The 16,139-nt window shown below is 42.3% G+C and carries 9 protein-coding genes; 8 read left to right on the top strand and 1 reads right to left on the bottom strand.

Annotated features, from left to right (window positions below):
• Positions 1-2: 2 nt before the first annotated feature.
• Positions 3-2,375, bottom strand: a complete 2,373-nt coding sequence (locus AB5542_RS05590) for a GH92 family glycosyl hydrolase (protein ID WP_279040099.1) — start codon at positions 2,373-2,375, stop codon at positions 3-5.
• Positions 2,376-2,493: 118 nt separating this feature from the next.
• Between AB5542_RS05590 and AB5542_RS05585 the strand changes: the two genes are divergently transcribed.
• From AB5542_RS05585 to AB5542_RS05550, 8 genes are all read left to right on the top strand, one after another.
• Entirely contained in the window at positions 2,494-4,647 is a 2,154-nt protein-coding gene (locus tag AB5542_RS05585; protein WP_087420811.1) for a cation:proton antiporter, read from the top strand.
• 17 nt (positions 4,648-4,664) lie between these two features.
• Positions 4,665-7,274: a hypothetical protein gene (locus AB5542_RS05580; protein WP_279040101.1), complete on the top strand. Its 2,610-nt coding sequence runs from the start codon at positions 4,665-4,667 to the stop codon at positions 7,272-7,274.
• Between the two features lie 57 nt (positions 7,275-7,331).
• On the top strand, positions 7,332-7,928 hold the full coding sequence (locus tag AB5542_RS05575; protein WP_279040102.1) for an RNA polymerase sigma factor: 597 nt from the start codon (positions 7,332-7,334) through the stop codon (positions 7,926-7,928).
• 58 nt (positions 7,929-7,986) lie between these two features.
• Complete coding sequence (locus tag AB5542_RS05570) at positions 7,987-9,189, top strand: FecR family protein (protein WP_279040103.1); 1,203 nt, start codon at positions 7,987-7,989, stop codon at positions 9,187-9,189.
• 151 nt (positions 9,190-9,340) lie between these two features.
• Positions 9,341-12,706, top strand: a complete 3,366-nt coding sequence (locus AB5542_RS05565) for a TonB-dependent receptor (RefSeq protein ID WP_279040105.1) — start codon at positions 9,341-9,343, stop codon at positions 12,704-12,706.
• Between the two features lie 7 nt (positions 12,707-12,713).
• Positions 12,714-14,126 (top strand): RagB/SusD family nutrient uptake outer membrane protein, encoded by a 1,413-nt coding sequence (locus AB5542_RS05560; RefSeq protein ID WP_279040107.1) that lies wholly within the window; start codon positions 12,714-12,716, stop codon positions 14,124-14,126.
• A gap of 154 nt (positions 14,127-14,280) precedes the next feature.
• Positions 14,281-14,826, top strand: a complete 546-nt coding sequence (locus tag AB5542_RS05555) for an RNA polymerase sigma-70 factor (RefSeq protein WP_087421288.1) — start codon at positions 14,281-14,283, stop codon at positions 14,824-14,826.
• An 87-nt stretch (positions 14,827-14,913) separates the two neighbouring features.
• Positions 14,914-16,077 (top strand): FecR family protein, encoded by a 1,164-nt coding sequence (locus AB5542_RS05550; RefSeq protein WP_087420817.1) that lies wholly within the window; start codon positions 14,914-14,916, stop codon positions 16,075-16,077.
• The last annotated feature ends 62 nt before the right edge of the window (positions 16,078-16,139 follow it).

The following is a 16,139-nucleotide window of genomic DNA, read 5'->3' as shown; positions in this document are numbered from 1 at the left end:
GTTTATTTGGAATGGGGCATGGATGCAATTCCCCAACGGGTATTGGGGGTAGAATCTATTTGTAGTTTCAAGTGTCCGCCGTTTATAATTTCCCGCCGATAGAACCAGCAATCTTCTAACGGTTGCCCGTTGAGTGTTGCGGACTGCACGTAATAATGATCGGGAGCATTGTTTTCTGTTTCAATCACGAGTGTTTTACCGGAATAGTACCGGGGATCGAGTTTGATCGTGATTTTGTGGAATTTAGGACTACCGATTTGGTAAGAAGGGGTGATGTTGGTTCCTCCCTGCACGTCGAATAAGCCCATGGCAGCCATGACATACCAGGCTCCTAATTGTCCTTGATCTTCGTCCTGTCCGTAGCCGTAACCGTGTTCCGGTGTGGTTCCGTAGAACTCATCACAGATTAACCGGGTGTATAGTTGTGTCAACCACGGTTTGCCGGAATAGTTGAATAGCCAAGCATCGTGTAGGCAGGGTTGATTTCCTTGATTGTATAATTTCTCGACACCGGAAAAACTATCAATCTCTTTTCCTCCACCAAACTGTGTTTTCCGGGATTCGATAAATGTTTTTTCCAGTCTTTCGTTGAAAAGATCGATTCCCATGAGGTTTATCAAACCTTGGATGTCATGGGGAACATACCAGGTGTATTGTGCGGCATTTCCTTCTTGGAATCCTTTCCAGCCTTTCAGAGGGTCGAAGTCTTTCATGAAACTGCCATCCATTTCACGGGGACGCATATATTTTGTTTCCGGGTCGAATAGATTTTTGTAGGCGTACGAGTACTGTATAAGGGTATTGTAGGCGGCTGTTTTCCCGAGAGCTTTGGCCATTTGTGCCGCCGCGTAACAACTGAAGGCGTATTCCAGCGTGTGGGATGCCCCGAAGTTGCAGACCCAGTTATTGGGATACAGGTAATCTTTCAAAGGAACAAAGCCTTGTTTGATAAAGTATTCATTGTCGTATTTTCCGTTCCCCATATCCCGTCCTTTGTATTCTAGTTCGTTTTTACAGATGGCACTCCAGGCTGTTTCTATGTTGAAATCACGAATTCCGGCTTGATAGGCAGCACATATGATTAATCCTTGGAAATTGGTTTGTACTCCGTTCGTGTATACTCCGGCAGCCTCCCCGTCGTGTAACCAACTGGAGTTTTTGAAAAAGTCCAGATTTGATTTTATGTAGCTGGAATATATTTCAGGATAGGCTAATGTCCATATTTGGGTGAGGTTCCAGAAACCGCCCCACATCCCGTCAGTATTGTGATGGGAATAGAGGGGAATTCCGTTTTTGTCCAGAGGGATCTGGCCGATCGTTTTATCATGTCGAATGTATTGTCCGTTTATGTCATTGGCAATTCCCCTGCCGAGTAGGGCATGGTAGAGCCCGGTATAAAATTTGGTTTTATCTTCCGGGGTTCCGCCTTCTACTTGGATGCGACCGAGCATTTCATTCCAAATTTGACGGGCGGCATTTTTCACGTCATTGAAACTTTTGTCGGCAACTTCTGTATCTCGGTTGTTACGTGCGTTTTCAATGCTGGTATAGGATAGACCGACTTGCATTTGTACCTGTTCATGCGCTTTTGTCGGGAAGGTGAGATATAGCCCGCATCCGGGACCTTTTACCGTGTTGGAGTTTTCTTGTACCTTCTCGTCAATAAATGTTCCTATTGTTTGCGGTTGCTTGTCCAGTTTGGCGGCAAAGTAGATTTTTATTTTCCCGTCCGGCTGGCAGAATGTGGCATAAATCGGGTAGTTTTCCACCCATCCGGTCACTTCGTTAGTTTCCGGATGATACGTGACTTCTGCATCCGTGATGGTGGCACTTTCTCCTTGTTTATGCCCGATGTCAAATAGTATTCTTGACGTGGCGGATTGGGGAAAGGTATAGCGGTGAAAACCCGTCCGGGTGGTTGCCGTGATTTCTGTTTTGATATTGTAATCCGTGAGAGTTACGGCGTAATAACCGGGAGAGGATATTTCTGTTGCCTTGTCGATGCGTGAACGATACCCGGAATCCGGATCTTCTAATGTGCCCGGTAAGGTTTTTAGTTCCCCGGTGGTGGGAATCGTTACAACGCCCCCGATTTGGAACTCGTGAAAATGGGCGAATCCTTCAATGGAAGAATGTCGATCATCATATCCGCAGGGTAACCAGCTACCATAGCTACCGTAGGCATTCGTGGTCGGGGCCAGTTTGGCCATTCCCATAGGGAGTGCGGCCGGGGTATAGAAAAACCAACGGCCATGTACCGAGCCGATTTGCGGATCTACCCAATCTACCGGTTGTTTCTTTCCCGGGGAAGATTGGCACGAGTAAAAAACTAGAATTAATAAACATAGGCTAAAGAGACGGGTTGTAGTTTGCATCTTATTTTTAGGTTAAGGTGATTTCGCTGACAAATTTATCTTTTTTTACTTCTTTATTCATTAAAAAAGAATAAATTTGTAATGTAAAGAGTAGAAACCCGGCTAAAATATTCCTTTTATGTTGAATCTGAATATACTAAGTGTTACATTACCATTAACGAATCCCGTGTTAATCTTTTCTGTAATCCTTTTTATTATTCTGTTTGCCCCACTTGTATTACATCGTTTTAAGATTCCGGATATTGTCGGTCTGATTATTGCCGGTGCTTTGATCGGGCCTTACGGCTTGCATATCATGGATCGGGATAGTAGTATCGTGTTGTTCGGGACAGTGGGTTTATTGTATATCATGTTCGTGGCAGGGCTGGAAATTGATATGGCGGATTTTAAAAAGAATAGTAAACGGAGTTTGATATTCGGTCTTTACACGTTCTTTATCCCGATGATTTTGGGAACATTTGCCGGGGTTTATTTATTGGATTTCTCTTATCCTACTTCCATTTTATTGGCGAGTATGTTTGCCTCTCACACGTTGGTGACTTATCCGATCGTGAGTAAATATGGAATCACAAAGAATCGGGCGGTCAACGTGACGATTGGCGGGACCGTGGTGACTTGTTTGCTGGCCTTGCTCGTGTTGGCGGTTATCGTGGGAATGTCCACGGGAGAGTTGACTCAAGGGTTCTGGATACGTTTGGGTGTATCAACGCTCGTGTTTGCTTTTATCGTGCTTTGGGGATTTCCTTTTGTCGGACGCTGGTATTTTAAACGATATGATGATCGCGTGGGGCAGTTTATATTTGTTCTGGGCCTTGTTTTCTTTGCCTCTTTCTTGGCAGAGGCGGCAGGATTGGAGGCTATTATCGGGGCATTCTTGGCGGGATTGGCATTAAATCGTTTGATTCCGAATACGTCGGCATTGATGAACCGGATTGAGTTCGTGGGGAATGCTTTGTTTATTCCGTTTTTCCTGATCGGGGTCGGAATGTTGGTGAATTTTCACGTGTTTTTGTATGATTTGACCACGATATGGGTGGCTGTTATCATGTGTGTGGTGGCAACCGTATCGAAGTTTATCCCGGCTTGGCTGGCACAAAAAAACTTCCGGTTTACGGCTTCTGAAAGGACATTGATTTTTGGATTGAGTAATGCTCAGGCGGCGGCTACTTTGGCGGCAGTTCTGGTGGGGTATAACGTTATTTTGGGGACAACTCCGGAAGGAGAACCGATTCGTTTACTGAATGAAAGCGTGTTGAATGGTACGATCGTGATGATTTTGGTGACCTGTATTATTGCCTCTTTTGCCACGCAGAAAGGAGCGCAGGAGGTGGCTTTGGCCGAGTTTGCAGAAGATGAGAGCGTGGATAGTGAAGAAGTAGAAGATCGCATTTTGATTCCATTGAGTAATATCGAGAATGTGGAGGAGTTGGTTAGTTTGGCTGTAACGATTAAATCTAAAAAGGCAAAAGCCGTGATGACAGCTTTGAACGTGATTCAAGCGGACGAGGGAGACAGTATGGCGGAGAAGAAAGCGAATCTGTTACTGGAAAAGGCAACGAAAGCTGCCGCGGCAACAGATAACGAGTTGGTGACCTCTTTGCGTTATGATGAGGATATTGTAAATGGTATCAAAAATGCCACGAAAGAGCATAAGATAACTGATATTGTACTGGGACTTCGCAAAGAAGGGGTCATTTCTGATACCTTTTTGGGGAACCTGACAGATCGGGTATTATCAAAATGTGCCACGACTACATTAGTTTACCGTCCGGCACAGCCTTTATCCACGATAAAACGTTACGTTGTGGTGGTACCGTTCCGGGCAGAGAGAGAAATCGGTTTCCCTTACTGGGTAATTCGAGTGTGGAATATGGCTAAGAATTCAAATAGTAAGATCGTGTTTTATGCCGATACTGCCGTGTTGAATGTGTTACAGGATATACATGCCAAGCATCATATCGAGGTTGAGTTTAATGAATTCAATAATTGGGATGATTTTCTGATCATATCCCGTGATATAAAAGAAAATGATGCTTTGATGATCGTGATGAGTAGAAGGAATTACCCCTCTTATTTGAGAAATATGACGATGATCCCGACTTATTTGAACAAGTATTTCTGTAAAAATAGTTGTATTTTGGTTTATCCGATGCAGATAGGTATTGGCGAACAGGAGTTAGGTGCGTTAAAGAGTATACCTCATGCAGATTCTCATGACAGCCTGGATGATCTGGCGGATGTCTTGAGAGGGTTGTTCAAGAGAAATAAATGATTTAATTCGTTTGTCCTATGAAAAAAGTGATCGTTCTTTTGGGTATTATTTTGTTGGGATATGCTTTTAACGAGTTTTCTCCTTTTGAAAAGAAGTTGATCACTAATTTTACGGCACAGATCCGGGAGTTGCAACAGGAAAAAGTGTACCTGCACACGGATAAAAGCGTGTACACGGTGGGAGATAAGTTGTGGTTTCGGGCTTACCAAGTACATGCGGCAGCGGTGTTTCCCATGGTTTATAGTCACTATATTTATGTCGATTTGATCGATCGACGGGATTCCGTGATTCAGCGGGTGAAAGTTGCTGAACGGGATTCTTGTTTTTTCGGGCAGATCGAAATCCCCAAGGATTTGCAGCAAGGGGACTATTCTTTGCGGGCTTTTACGTATTATATGCAGAATGGAGGGGGGGATTATTTTTTCAAAAAGAAGATCCGGGTGATTAACCCGAAAGATTCAAGGGTATGGACAGACGTGACATACACGAAGAACCGGGAGAATAATTACACGGCAACGATTCGTTTGTCAGACGGGCAGGGAGAACCATATAGCCGGACGTCGGTAACTTATATAGCCGGGGTGAAGAAGGATCAGTATTCGGTGAAACCGGCCCGGACGGATAAAGACGGGAAGTTTGAAGTGAGGATTGATACCACGATGAAAACAATCGAAGTGGAATTTCGGGATGGACAACCTTTCCCGTTTAAACGCTATATTTATATCCCCTCACAATTAAAGGATTTTGACGTGCAGTTTTTCCCGGAAGGAGGAAATTTGTTATCGGGGAATTTTCAGCAAGTGGCGTTTAAGGCTATCGGGGCTGACGGGAGAGCCGTGGAGGCCTCGGGAGATGTGTATCAAGATTCGATAGTGATTGCTACGGTTCATACTCAGCATGACGGAATGGGAAAATTCCGTTTGCCCGTGAATCCGGGAAAGAAGTTTTATGCCGTGATGAAGACGGAGGAAGGGGTAGAAAAACGATTTGATTTGCCCGAAGTTTCGGAGACAGGATGGGGACTTTCGGTTAGCCGGAAGGATTCAATTTTGAGTTATCGGGTGATCAAAGGAGAGAATGCTATATTGCCGGAGGAATTGTACACGGTAGTGCATTGTCGGGGTATCGTTGTCGGGATGAATCGGGTAAATGGTTTGCAAAGGGGAAGTGTGAATTTGAATATTTTGCCGGAAGGGATCTCGCATATTGTGTTACTTGACTCCGCGGGAAACGTGTATAGTCAACGATTATTCTTCGTGAAACGCAACCAGCGTCCAGAGTTGAAAATTACGACAGATAAGCCGACGTATATTGCCAGAGAATTAGTGGAAATGGAGATTGATTTTGAAGAGGCATATAAAGGCGTGTTAGATGGATCGTTTTCAATATCTGTGACAGATGATCAAAAAGTGGTGCAGGATTCTTTGGAGGACAATATTTTATCCAATTTATTGTTGACTTCGGATTTGAAGGGATACATTGATAACCCGGCTTATTATTTCAATGATACGACACCGGAGATTGCGGATAATTTGGATTTGGTGATGATGACACACGGGTGGACTCGTTTTGACGTATCCAAGTTGGCTAGGGGGGAGTTTGATGATTTGAAATACCCGTTGGAGATCGGGCAGGTGATTTCCGGGAGAGTGAATAATTTCTGGGGAAAGAAGTCGAAGGGAGCTAATATCGTATTGCTTTCCAATTATGGGTTATGTCGGATGGCGGAAACGGATGAGACCGGGAATTTTTTAATTGATGGCTTGGCTTTCCATGACAGTACTTCATTCTTGGTTCAGGCATTGAGTGCAAAAGGACGTCGGGGTGTAACCGTGAATATAGATCAGGATGAATTTTTACCTCCGCATTATAAGTTGCCTAACACGTTGGAAACGAAGAAAAAAGAGGATGATTTTTATAAGAAGTTTGGGCAGGATTATTATTACGAGAATGGGGAGAAGGTGTACGTGCTAGACGAAGTACTCGTGTCCCGTCGGAAACAGAAAAAGAGTTATTCTTTTTACGATAATATCGCTAATTATCAGTTGGATTCGGCCCGTATTGCTGAAAATTCAGCCTTGGATATAACTTGGATCGTGCAACAGCTGCCCGGTGTGACTTTTGAAAAAGATGATGATGGGGAAGATTGTTTCAAGCAATTCGGACGGAAATTGTATGTTTTGGTAAATGATTTTGAAGAAACGATGGATCAGATTCGTTTGATTCCGGTAGGTGCTTTGCGGAATATATCTTTGCTGGATCAGATGCAAGGTAAAATCTTTTTTGGCGATCGGGGTGCTAACGGAGTATTAATTATCTCTGCGGAACCGGGGTGGACACCGAAGGATTTTGGACGTCCCAATGTGTTACCTTTTAAAATTATGGGGTACCAGATTCCGGACGAATTCTACGTGCCTAAATACGAGATTGATTCCGTGCGTCGGGATAATCGTTATGACGAACGCTCGACAATTTACTGGCAACCGGTTGTCAAGATCAGTAAAGATGCCCCGGCTAAATTGTCTTTCTACACGGCAGATACGTACGGAAAATATTCTGTTATCGTGGAAGGAATAACTTCAAGAGGAGTGATTTGTCGGAAACGTGTTCCCTTGATATTGAAATAATTCAATTTTTATTCGCATATTTGTCATCGTGTATGGAAGTTGAATTATACGGTGCGAATGAATCTGAATGTACAAAATAAAAGATTTCGAGAGGAACCGGAGTATCTGGTAAAGAGATTGCGGGAGAGTGACGAAAATGCTTTTGCTTTTTTGTTGGATACTTATGGGAAATCACTTTATTTTTACTGTAATTCTATATTGAAGAACGACACATTTGCTGAAGATATAGTTCAAGAGAGTTTTGTTCGTTTGTGGGAACGACGTAAAAATTTTGTTCAATTACTTCCTATTCGAGTTTTCTTGTATCAAACGGCCCGAAATAAATGTTTGGATCTATTAAAGCATGAACAGGTGGTTCATAAGTATGAGGCCGATATTGTTCGGGAACTTAGTGAAGATTTTCTGGATGAAAAGATGATAGAAGAGGAGATGTTGGGACAACTTTATCGAGCCATTGAAGAACTACCAACAGAGTGCGCCCGTGTTTTTAAATTGGGGTTGGAAGGATTGAGTAATCAGGAAATTGCAGACACGTTATCTGTATCCATTCATACTGTTAAGACGCAAAAACAAAGAGCAATGTCCGTGTTGAAACGGCGTTTCGGGATAGGGACTATTTTAGTGATGTTCGGGATGACAGATTTTTTTATCTGATTTTTTCAAAAAAAACGTATTTCTTGTCATTCTTTTTGTCCGGCCAGTCGTTTCTTGTGTGAAAGAAATTGAATGTATGCTGGATGAAAAGAATATGAAAGTAGCCTCATGGATTGTGGCTCGTTTGCAGGGCGAGATTCGGCCGGAAGAAGAAAAAGCTTTGGAGGACTGGATCGCGGAAAGCGGGGCGCATCGGGAATTCTATGAACGGATGGTTGATCGGGAGTATGTCGTAAAACGTTTGGATGAATACAAGAATTATTCTCTGGATACGATACGGGAGCGGATGTTACCTTCTATTCGGAGAGAAGGAAAACGTACGCGTGTGATTCGTTGGTCGAGAAGAATTGCGGCTATTTTGATTCTCCCCTTGGTTATTGGTAGTGTGTTGTTGTTGAGAGAGCAAAGTGGTGTTGAATTTAAGAATCCTACTACGGCTGATATTTTGCCGGGGCAGGAATGTGCCATATTGGAAATGGCTGATGGACGAAGGGTTGATTTAAGTTCTGCCAGAGGAATTGAATCTTTACAGATTGAAGGTATAATGCTGAAGAATGATTCTAATGTACTTTCTTATGAGGGGGTGCAGGGGGCGATCTCGGATTCGTTGAAATTTAATACCATTATTATTCCCCGGGGCGGGGAATATCGTTTGACCTTGGCTGACGGGACCCGAGTGTGGTTGAATTCCCAGACCCGTTTACGTTACCCGATAACGTTTTCTGGGGATAAAAGGGAAGTGTATCTAGAGGGAGAGGCTTATTTTGAGGTGGCACGTACGGGAAAAATGTTTGAGGTACATTGTAAGGGAATGGACGTGCAGGTGTTAGGAACATCGTTCAATATAATGGCTTATCGAGATGAGCCAGCCATACAGACGACATTGGTGAACGGCCGGGTGCAGGTAAACTCAGAAAGAGAGACAGGTGGGGCGATCGTAATGGAGCCTGGGTATCAAGTGCAATTGGATACGTTGACAGGGAAGATGGAGATGTATGAGGTAAACGTGGCAAATTTTGTCGGTTGGAAGGAAAAACTTTTCGTGTTTGATGATGAAAATATGGAGACGATGATGCGTAAGCTGGCACGTTGGTATGATGTGGACATTGTTATCGAATCTCCGAAATTGAGAAAATCAGTGTTTTACGGGGTAATTCGTAAATATGAGAATATTTCGAAAATATTGGATATGCTGAAAAAAACTCAAAATATAGATTATGTCATTGAAAATAAGAGAATCGTGATAAAAGAAGCCCGATAAGTTTGTCGAGGACTTATCAGGCTGCTGTAATTTTTAAACTCGCCTCGGATTGGCGTTTGATGCGAGTATTAAATAATAACTAAACAAATATATGAAAAAAGATGAATTAATTTTCCATTTATGGCGATGGAGTAGAAAAAAAATGTTAGTGATGAAATTTGTGGTACTTATGGTATTGTTGCCTGTTATTACGTTTGCAATACCTGCTTATAGTCAGAAACAAATCAAGATGGACGTTCAAGGGGTATCTCTGGAACAGGTGTTAAAAGAATTGCAAGTGCAATCCGGTTATTACATTTTGTATAACAAGCAAGATGTGCAAGGGGTAAAGAATGTTAGTCTGAAGGTTGATGGAAGTTCGGTAAAAGAGGTTTTAGAATTGTGTTTGCGGAATACTTCTCTGCAATATGCAATTGAGGATCAGACGATCTTGATTTCATTAAAAAAGGCTGGAGTAGAACCGGAAAAGAAGGAAAGCGTGATTATTAAAGGTGTCGTGAAAGATTCTAAAGGTAGTGTTTTACCCGGGGTGACAGTTATTATTAAAGGAACAAGTGTGGGTACGGCAACCGGGATAGACGGGAATTTTTCATTGAATCTTGTTAAACAGGATACAGCAACTTTGCTTTTTTCATTTGTTGGAATGAAAACTAAAGAGGTGAAATGGACGGGGCAATCCGAGTTAAATGTCATGTTGGAAGATGAGATGAGTGAGATGGACGAAGTGGTGGTGATTGGTTACGGAACCTCTACAAAGAAAGATTTAACGGGTGCCGTGGCTAGTTTTGATACCCGGGTGATTGAAGAATCAACGGCAACGAACGTGGCGACCATGATGCAAGGACAAATTTCAGGCTTAAGTATATTGGCGGGAAGTGGGGCTCCCGGTAGTCCGGCTCGTTTGGAGATTCGGGGTGTTCCCTCTTTGAGTGGGGCAACGTCTCCTTTAATCGTGGTGGATAATGTTCCCATGACTAGTGATTTTGATATTAATGAATTGAACCCAGATGATATTCAGAGTATCGATGTTTTGAAAGGTGCTTCTTCTGCCGCAATTTACGGGTCAAGGGCTGCTGCCGGGGTTATCATGATCACGACAAAAGCGGGGCGGCGTAATCAAAAGCCCGTTATTAATTACAGCTTTGATTATAGTATGACCAGTCTGGTGTCGGATATTAATACATTATCAACGGATGAATTTAAAATGTTAGTCTTGGAGGCGGCCAGCAACTCTGCCAAGGCGGCCGGATATGAGGATGTTACGCAATGGTCGACATACAAGAAGTTTGCTGATCCGAGTTTTTGGGGAGATGCGGATACTCCTTGGATGGATTATATTATGCGGGATGGTTCCCGGCAACAACATAAGGTTTCCATTCGCGGGGGTGGAGAGTTGTTCGGGTATAATGCCTCTTTGGGGTACACGAACGAGTTAGGACAGGTGAAAGGAACGGAGTTTGAGAGATACACGTATGATGTCGGTTTCGATACGGATATAAACCCGTGGATAAGTGCTACCGTGAAAGTGGCGGGGACGATTACCGATCGTCTGAGTAATAACGGTAGCTTGTCGATTGCGGCAGAGGCTAGGCCTGATCTTGAACCTTATAATGAGGACGGGTCTTATTATATCCATTCGTACACTTGGTATGGACAGACGTATTACGTGGGGAATCCGATTGTCGAGATGGAAGAAAATACAAATCGGACGGAGGGTAATAACATCCGCCTCACGGGAAATTTGGAATTTAAGATATTGCCGGAGTTGACTTTGATGACACAATATACCTACCAAACACGGAAAGGGGAAGGATACTCATATGCATCCAGTCAGACGGAAGAGGGGAGTTTTAATTGGAGCGATCAGAAAGGATTAGGAGTGAAAAGGCATAGTAAGACAACGAGTAAGGAGCTTGAGGTGCGTTTGTCTTACGTGAAGAGTTTTGGCGAAAAACATCGCTTGTCAGCCGTGTTAGCGAGCAACTATAATGAGGAGGATTCGGAATCTTATTCATTGGCCATGTCTGATTTTGCGGATGATAACGTGCAGAATGCTATTTGGCAGGGAACGAACCCGTATCAGTATGGAATGTTGAGTGGAAGTGCCAGTGGTTCGAAATTGTTGTCTTTTGTGGGAAGGGTTGAGTATAAATTTATGGATCGATATTTATTTACCGGAACCCTTCGGTCGGATGGTTCTTCAAGGTTTGCTCCTGCTTATCGGTGGGGTACATTCCCCTCTTTTGCTGCGGCATGGATTGTTTCTGAAGAAAATTTCATGAAGGGAATTGATTGGTTGTCGTTTTTGAAAATACGAGCTGGATGGGGTAAGTCTGGTAATGGATTCGTGGGTGAATATGGTTGGAGAACGTTATATTCTTCTACTGATTATCAAGGAATGCCAGCGATGGTTCCCAGCCAGATTGGTAACGATGAGTTGAAGTGGGAGGCGACAGAGCAATATGATTTGGGATTGGATTTCGGTTTTTTGAGGAATCAGAGAATACGAGGTTCGTTAGGATTTTACGTGAAGAAAACGGAAGGATTGTTGTACCCGTTTACCATGGCGTTAAGTACGGGAATGACTTCAACAACAGTGAATTTTGCCAATATCGAGAATAAAGGAGTTGAGTTCGATATTTCAGCCGCAATTATTCAGAACAAAGATTGGGACTGGTCTTTCGGTTTTAATATCGGAAAGAATAAGAACAAGATCACTGGACTTGACGCGGAGTTCGTTTCTTCACCGGGTTCTACTTCATTGGGAAATACTGTTATCCAAGAGGGTAAATCGTTGGGGTTGATTTATGGTTACGAGACAGATGGTGTTTTCCGTTCGCAGGAAGAAGTTGATTATTACGAATCGTTGAATCCGGATTATATGTATCAAGAGAAGTATTCTTACCGGAAGACGATACCGGGTGATTTGAAATTTGTGGACCAGAATGGTGATGGCCGGGTGAATAGGGATTACGGTAATATGGATGATAAGGTTGTTTTGGGATGTTCCCGTCCGGATTTTGAAGGAGGTTTTAATACTCGTTTGAGGTGGAAAGGATTGACATTAAGCGTACAGGGAACATTTAGTTACGGGGCGCAAAAGGCTTGGCTGGCGGAAGCAAATCAATTTACTTTTTCTTCAGCCGGTACGCTAAACGTGTTGGATGTTGCTCTAAAACGTTGGACTCCGGAAAATCCGACGAGCAATTATCCATGTGTGAGAATTGACTTCTTGAATACGGACTTTACAGATTTTTCTGTGCATGATGCTTCTTTCCTTAAAATTCAAAATATAAATCTGGAGTATAAATTGCCGGAATCCATTGTGAGCAAAACGAAGATTTTTGGAAATGTCAGTGTTTTTGTTTCGGCAAATAATGTGTGTACGTTTACTTCTTATCCAGGTCCTTCTCCGGAGTCATATAGTAGTAATACTATTCAGGGGGCAGCCATAGATTCGGATGCTTACCCGAGAACACGTACGTTTAATTTTGGATTAAAATTAACTGTTAAATGATTTAGTTATGAATAGATTTATATATAGTTGGATATTTCTGCTTTGTGTCTTGGCAACGGGATGTGACAGTATGTTTGAGAAGGAGTTACCCCCTCATAATTTAGTGGGGGAAAATGCAATCACGAATGAATCCTCGGCAGAGGTAGCATTAAATGGAATTTACTCTTATTTGACGTCATACGGAACGATGAGTGCTTACTATATTAGTGATAACGAGTATCGTACGGGGTTGTTGGATAGTACTTATCGTACGGCATTTGAGTTGAACCAATTGTTGGAATTCGAGATGAACGATGAGGATGGGTACGTTTCTGCTCCCTGGCAACTTGTTTATAAAATGGTGAATGCCGCAAATAATTTTATTTATAACGTGGAAAAATTATCTGAAAGTAAGTTCGGGCAGAACCGGAAAACAGAGATGTTGGCGGAAGCAAAGTTTACTCGGGCTTTTGCTCACGCTTTTTTACTTCGGAGATATGGTTATTTCTGGGATACAAATAGTGATTACGGGCCGATCATCCGGTTGGAACCTTCCGCTCTTTCAAATAATAATCAAGGGCGTAGCTCTGTGAAAGAGAGTTACGAGAAAATTTTCGAGGATTTGGATTATGCCATCAAGTATGGACCGGAATTTTATTCCAGATACCGTGGTTGTGCAACAACAGCAAAGGCTTTCAAGGCTGATTTATTGATGAATCGGGGTGCCGAGGGGGATTATGACGAGGCGATCCGGTTGGCTGATGAGGTGATTGGTAGTAGTGAATTTGGTTTGGAGGCTACGTATGGGGATATTTTCACGAACGGGTATAATTCGAAAGAATTAATGTTTACAAGGCATTTGAAGAGTGTGCCTACAATGATGGCTAATGTGGGGAGTCTGTTGAAATTATTCGGGGGTGGAACTTATAAGCCAAGTGAAACGTTTTTAGAAATCTTGACACCGGAGGATAAACGTTATGCGGTTACCTTTGATTCTGTCATGATCGGTAACGGAACGCTGGCTAAGAAAACATTGGTGTGGAAAAAACATTATATCACGAGTGGCGATTGTCCGATGTATTATATGAGGGTTGCCCAGATGTACCTGATAAAAGCGGAGGCAATGGCCCGGACAAATGCATCGATAAAGGATTGTATTGATGTGTTGAATGTTCTGCGGGAACGGTCGGGTAATACGTTATTTGATGAGACGAATTACTCTTCTCTGACAGAGGTGTTGGAAGAAGTTTTCCGGGAGAATGTTCGGGAATTGGGAATGGAGAATGGTGGAATCTTTTATTTGACGGTAAGATATAATGAGGGTGGCCACCGGAAATTGAAAGACATGAATCCGAATTTCCAAAGCGATGATCAATTGTGTTTCCCGATTCCTCGTGCTGAATTGGAACATAATTCTAAGGCGGAACAGAAACCCATGTAGCATTTTTGAAAAATGAACATTATTTTGATACCAAAGGAAAAGTTGTGGTTAATGACTCGTTCCTTTGGTATCATATTTTTGTTTCGTCAAGTGACATGAGGGATAATTCAATTTTTATTCGCATATTTGCCATTCATAGAGATGGATGATAGGTATGAACAGGAATTATTGTTTTACATTAACTAATGGTACACGGCTTGATTTCAAGCAAGTGTTCGATCAATATTTTAATTCCTTGGTTCTTTTTGCTGATCGTTATTTGGGAGAGCGAGAAGAGAGTGAATCTCTTGTACAGGATGCTTTCCTTGCTCTGTGGGAAAACAGGTTAGAGTTTCCAGACGAACTTTCCGTGAAGGCGTATTTATATTCTACCGTACGTAATAAAGCGTTGAATGTACTGAAACATCGTAAGATTGAGCAACATTATATGAATGAAATCCTTCGAGATGAAGATGCAGAGCTTTATTATATGAGGTCAGTAATAGAAGAAGAAACACGTCGATTAATTTTTACAGCTATTGATTCTTTGCCGGAACATTGCAGAAAGGTATGCCTGCTAAATCTCGAGGGGATGGATAATCAGGAAATTGCAGATGAGTTGCAGGTTTCCCTGAATACGGTAAAATTTCATAAAAAGAACGCTTACAAGCTATTACGGGATAAATTGAAAGATCAATTTTATCTTCTGTTTCTTATTTAGAAAATCATACTAAAAAAGATCGATTTTTTTTCGTTTTTCACTACCCGCTTTTTTATTTCAGTTGTTTTAGGAATATAAATAGAAGATATGACTAAAAAATATATTCGAATAGCGGAATTGATCTATAAGGATAAAATCGGGGAACTTACCGAGCAGGAGAAGAATGAATTACTTGTTTGGTTGGAAGAATCTGATTTTAATCGGCAGATATTCGATGAATTAGCAAAAGGAAGTTCATTAAGTCGGAGTTATGCTGAATATCGGAGTATTCATCGGGAACAGGTGTGGAACGTAATCGAAAAACAGATAGCCCCACAGAGACGTCGATTGTCATTGCGATGGATGGGATATGCGGCATCCGTAATTGTATTGGTGGTTGCGGGATGGTTCGTTTTTCAAATGTCGGATAACAAGGATTCTGTGCAGGGAGACAAAAAAGTGGCTCGAATTACACCGGGGACACAAAAGGCTATATTGTATTTAGATAATGGTAAACAAGTCGTCTTAGCTGACAATAACACGGTGATTGTTGAAGATAGTCTTTCCGGGAAAATAGAACAGGTGGATAAGTCGTTAGTTTATCAAACGGAATCTGCCGTGAAGGAAGAACGACTTAACGTGTTGGAAATTCCTAATGGAGGAGAATTCCAAGTGACATTAGCCGATGGTACTAAGGTGTGTCTGAATGCAGGGACTAAACTGACTTATCCGATTGCTTTCGTGGGAAAGGAACGGCGGGTGCGTTTGGAGGGTGAAGGTTATTTTGAGGTAAAGCGAGATGAGAATAAACCTTTTATCGTGGAGATAAATGGTATGGAAGTGAAAGTCTTGGGAACCTCCTTTAATTTAAGGTCTTTTGCGGCAGATAATCGTTCTACTGCGACATTAATAAGTGGCAAGATTGAGGTGAAGACTTCCTCTCAACGTGTTGAACTTTCTCCGAATCAGCAAGCGGATTTATTGGTTGGGGAAAACAAACTTGATGTGCGGGAAGTTGATGCGGTTGCTTATAGTGCTTGGACCAAAGGAAAATTCGTGTTTCGGCGGGAACGTTTAGAGACAATTCTGGATGATGTGTCTCGTTGGTATAACGTGACGGTATTTTATGAACAAAGTAGTGTAAAAGATATATTATTCTCCGGAATCGTGGAGCGATATTCAGATATATCCGAAACATTGAAGATGCTGGAAAAAACAGGAAAAGTAAGTTTTATTGTAGATGAACAGAAAATTATAGTGAGTGCTAGATAAAAAACAGGAAAGTGCTCCAACACTTCCCTGTATAAAGTTTCATGATTGTTAGATTGCTCCAA

Origin of the sequence: Butyricimonas sp. RTP31003st1_G1_RTP31003_210430, assembly GCF_040920905.1 — a bacterium.
Classification (GTDB): domain Bacteria; phylum Bacteroidota; class Bacteroidia; order Bacteroidales; family Marinifilaceae; genus Butyricimonas; species Butyricimonas paravirosa.
This window is presented reverse-complemented; position numbering and strand designations above follow the sequence as displayed.

Excerpts from the sequence above, each read along its gene's own strand:
- AB5542_RS05590 (WP_279040099.1), bottom strand. The coding sequence starts at position 2,375 with ATGCAAACTACAACCCGTCTCTTTAGCCTATGTTTATTAATTCTAGTT.
- AB5542_RS05585 (WP_087420811.1), top strand. The coding sequence starts at position 2,494 with ATGTTGAATCTGAATATACTAAGTGTTACATTACCATTAACGAATCCC.
- AB5542_RS05580 (WP_279040101.1), top strand. The coding sequence starts at position 4,665 with ATGAAAAAAGTGATCGTTCTTTTGGGTATTATTTTGTTGGGATATGCT.
- AB5542_RS05575 (WP_279040102.1), top strand. The coding sequence starts at position 7,332 with ATGAATCTGAATGTACAAAATAAAAGATTTCGAGAGGAACCGGAGTAT.
- AB5542_RS05565 (WP_279040105.1), top strand. The coding sequence starts at position 9,341 with ATGAAATTTGTGGTACTTATGGTATTGTTGCCTGTTATTACGTTTGCA.
- AB5542_RS05560 (WP_279040107.1), top strand. The coding sequence starts at position 12,714 with ATGAATAGATTTATATATAGTTGGATATTTCTGCTTTGTGTCTTGGCA.
- AB5542_RS05555 (WP_087421288.1), top strand. The coding sequence starts at position 14,281 with ATGAACAGGAATTATTGTTTTACATTAACTAATGGTACACGGCTTGAT.
- AB5542_RS05550 (WP_087420817.1), top strand. The coding sequence starts at position 14,914 with ATGACTAAAAAATATATTCGAATAGCGGAATTGATCTATAAGGATAAA.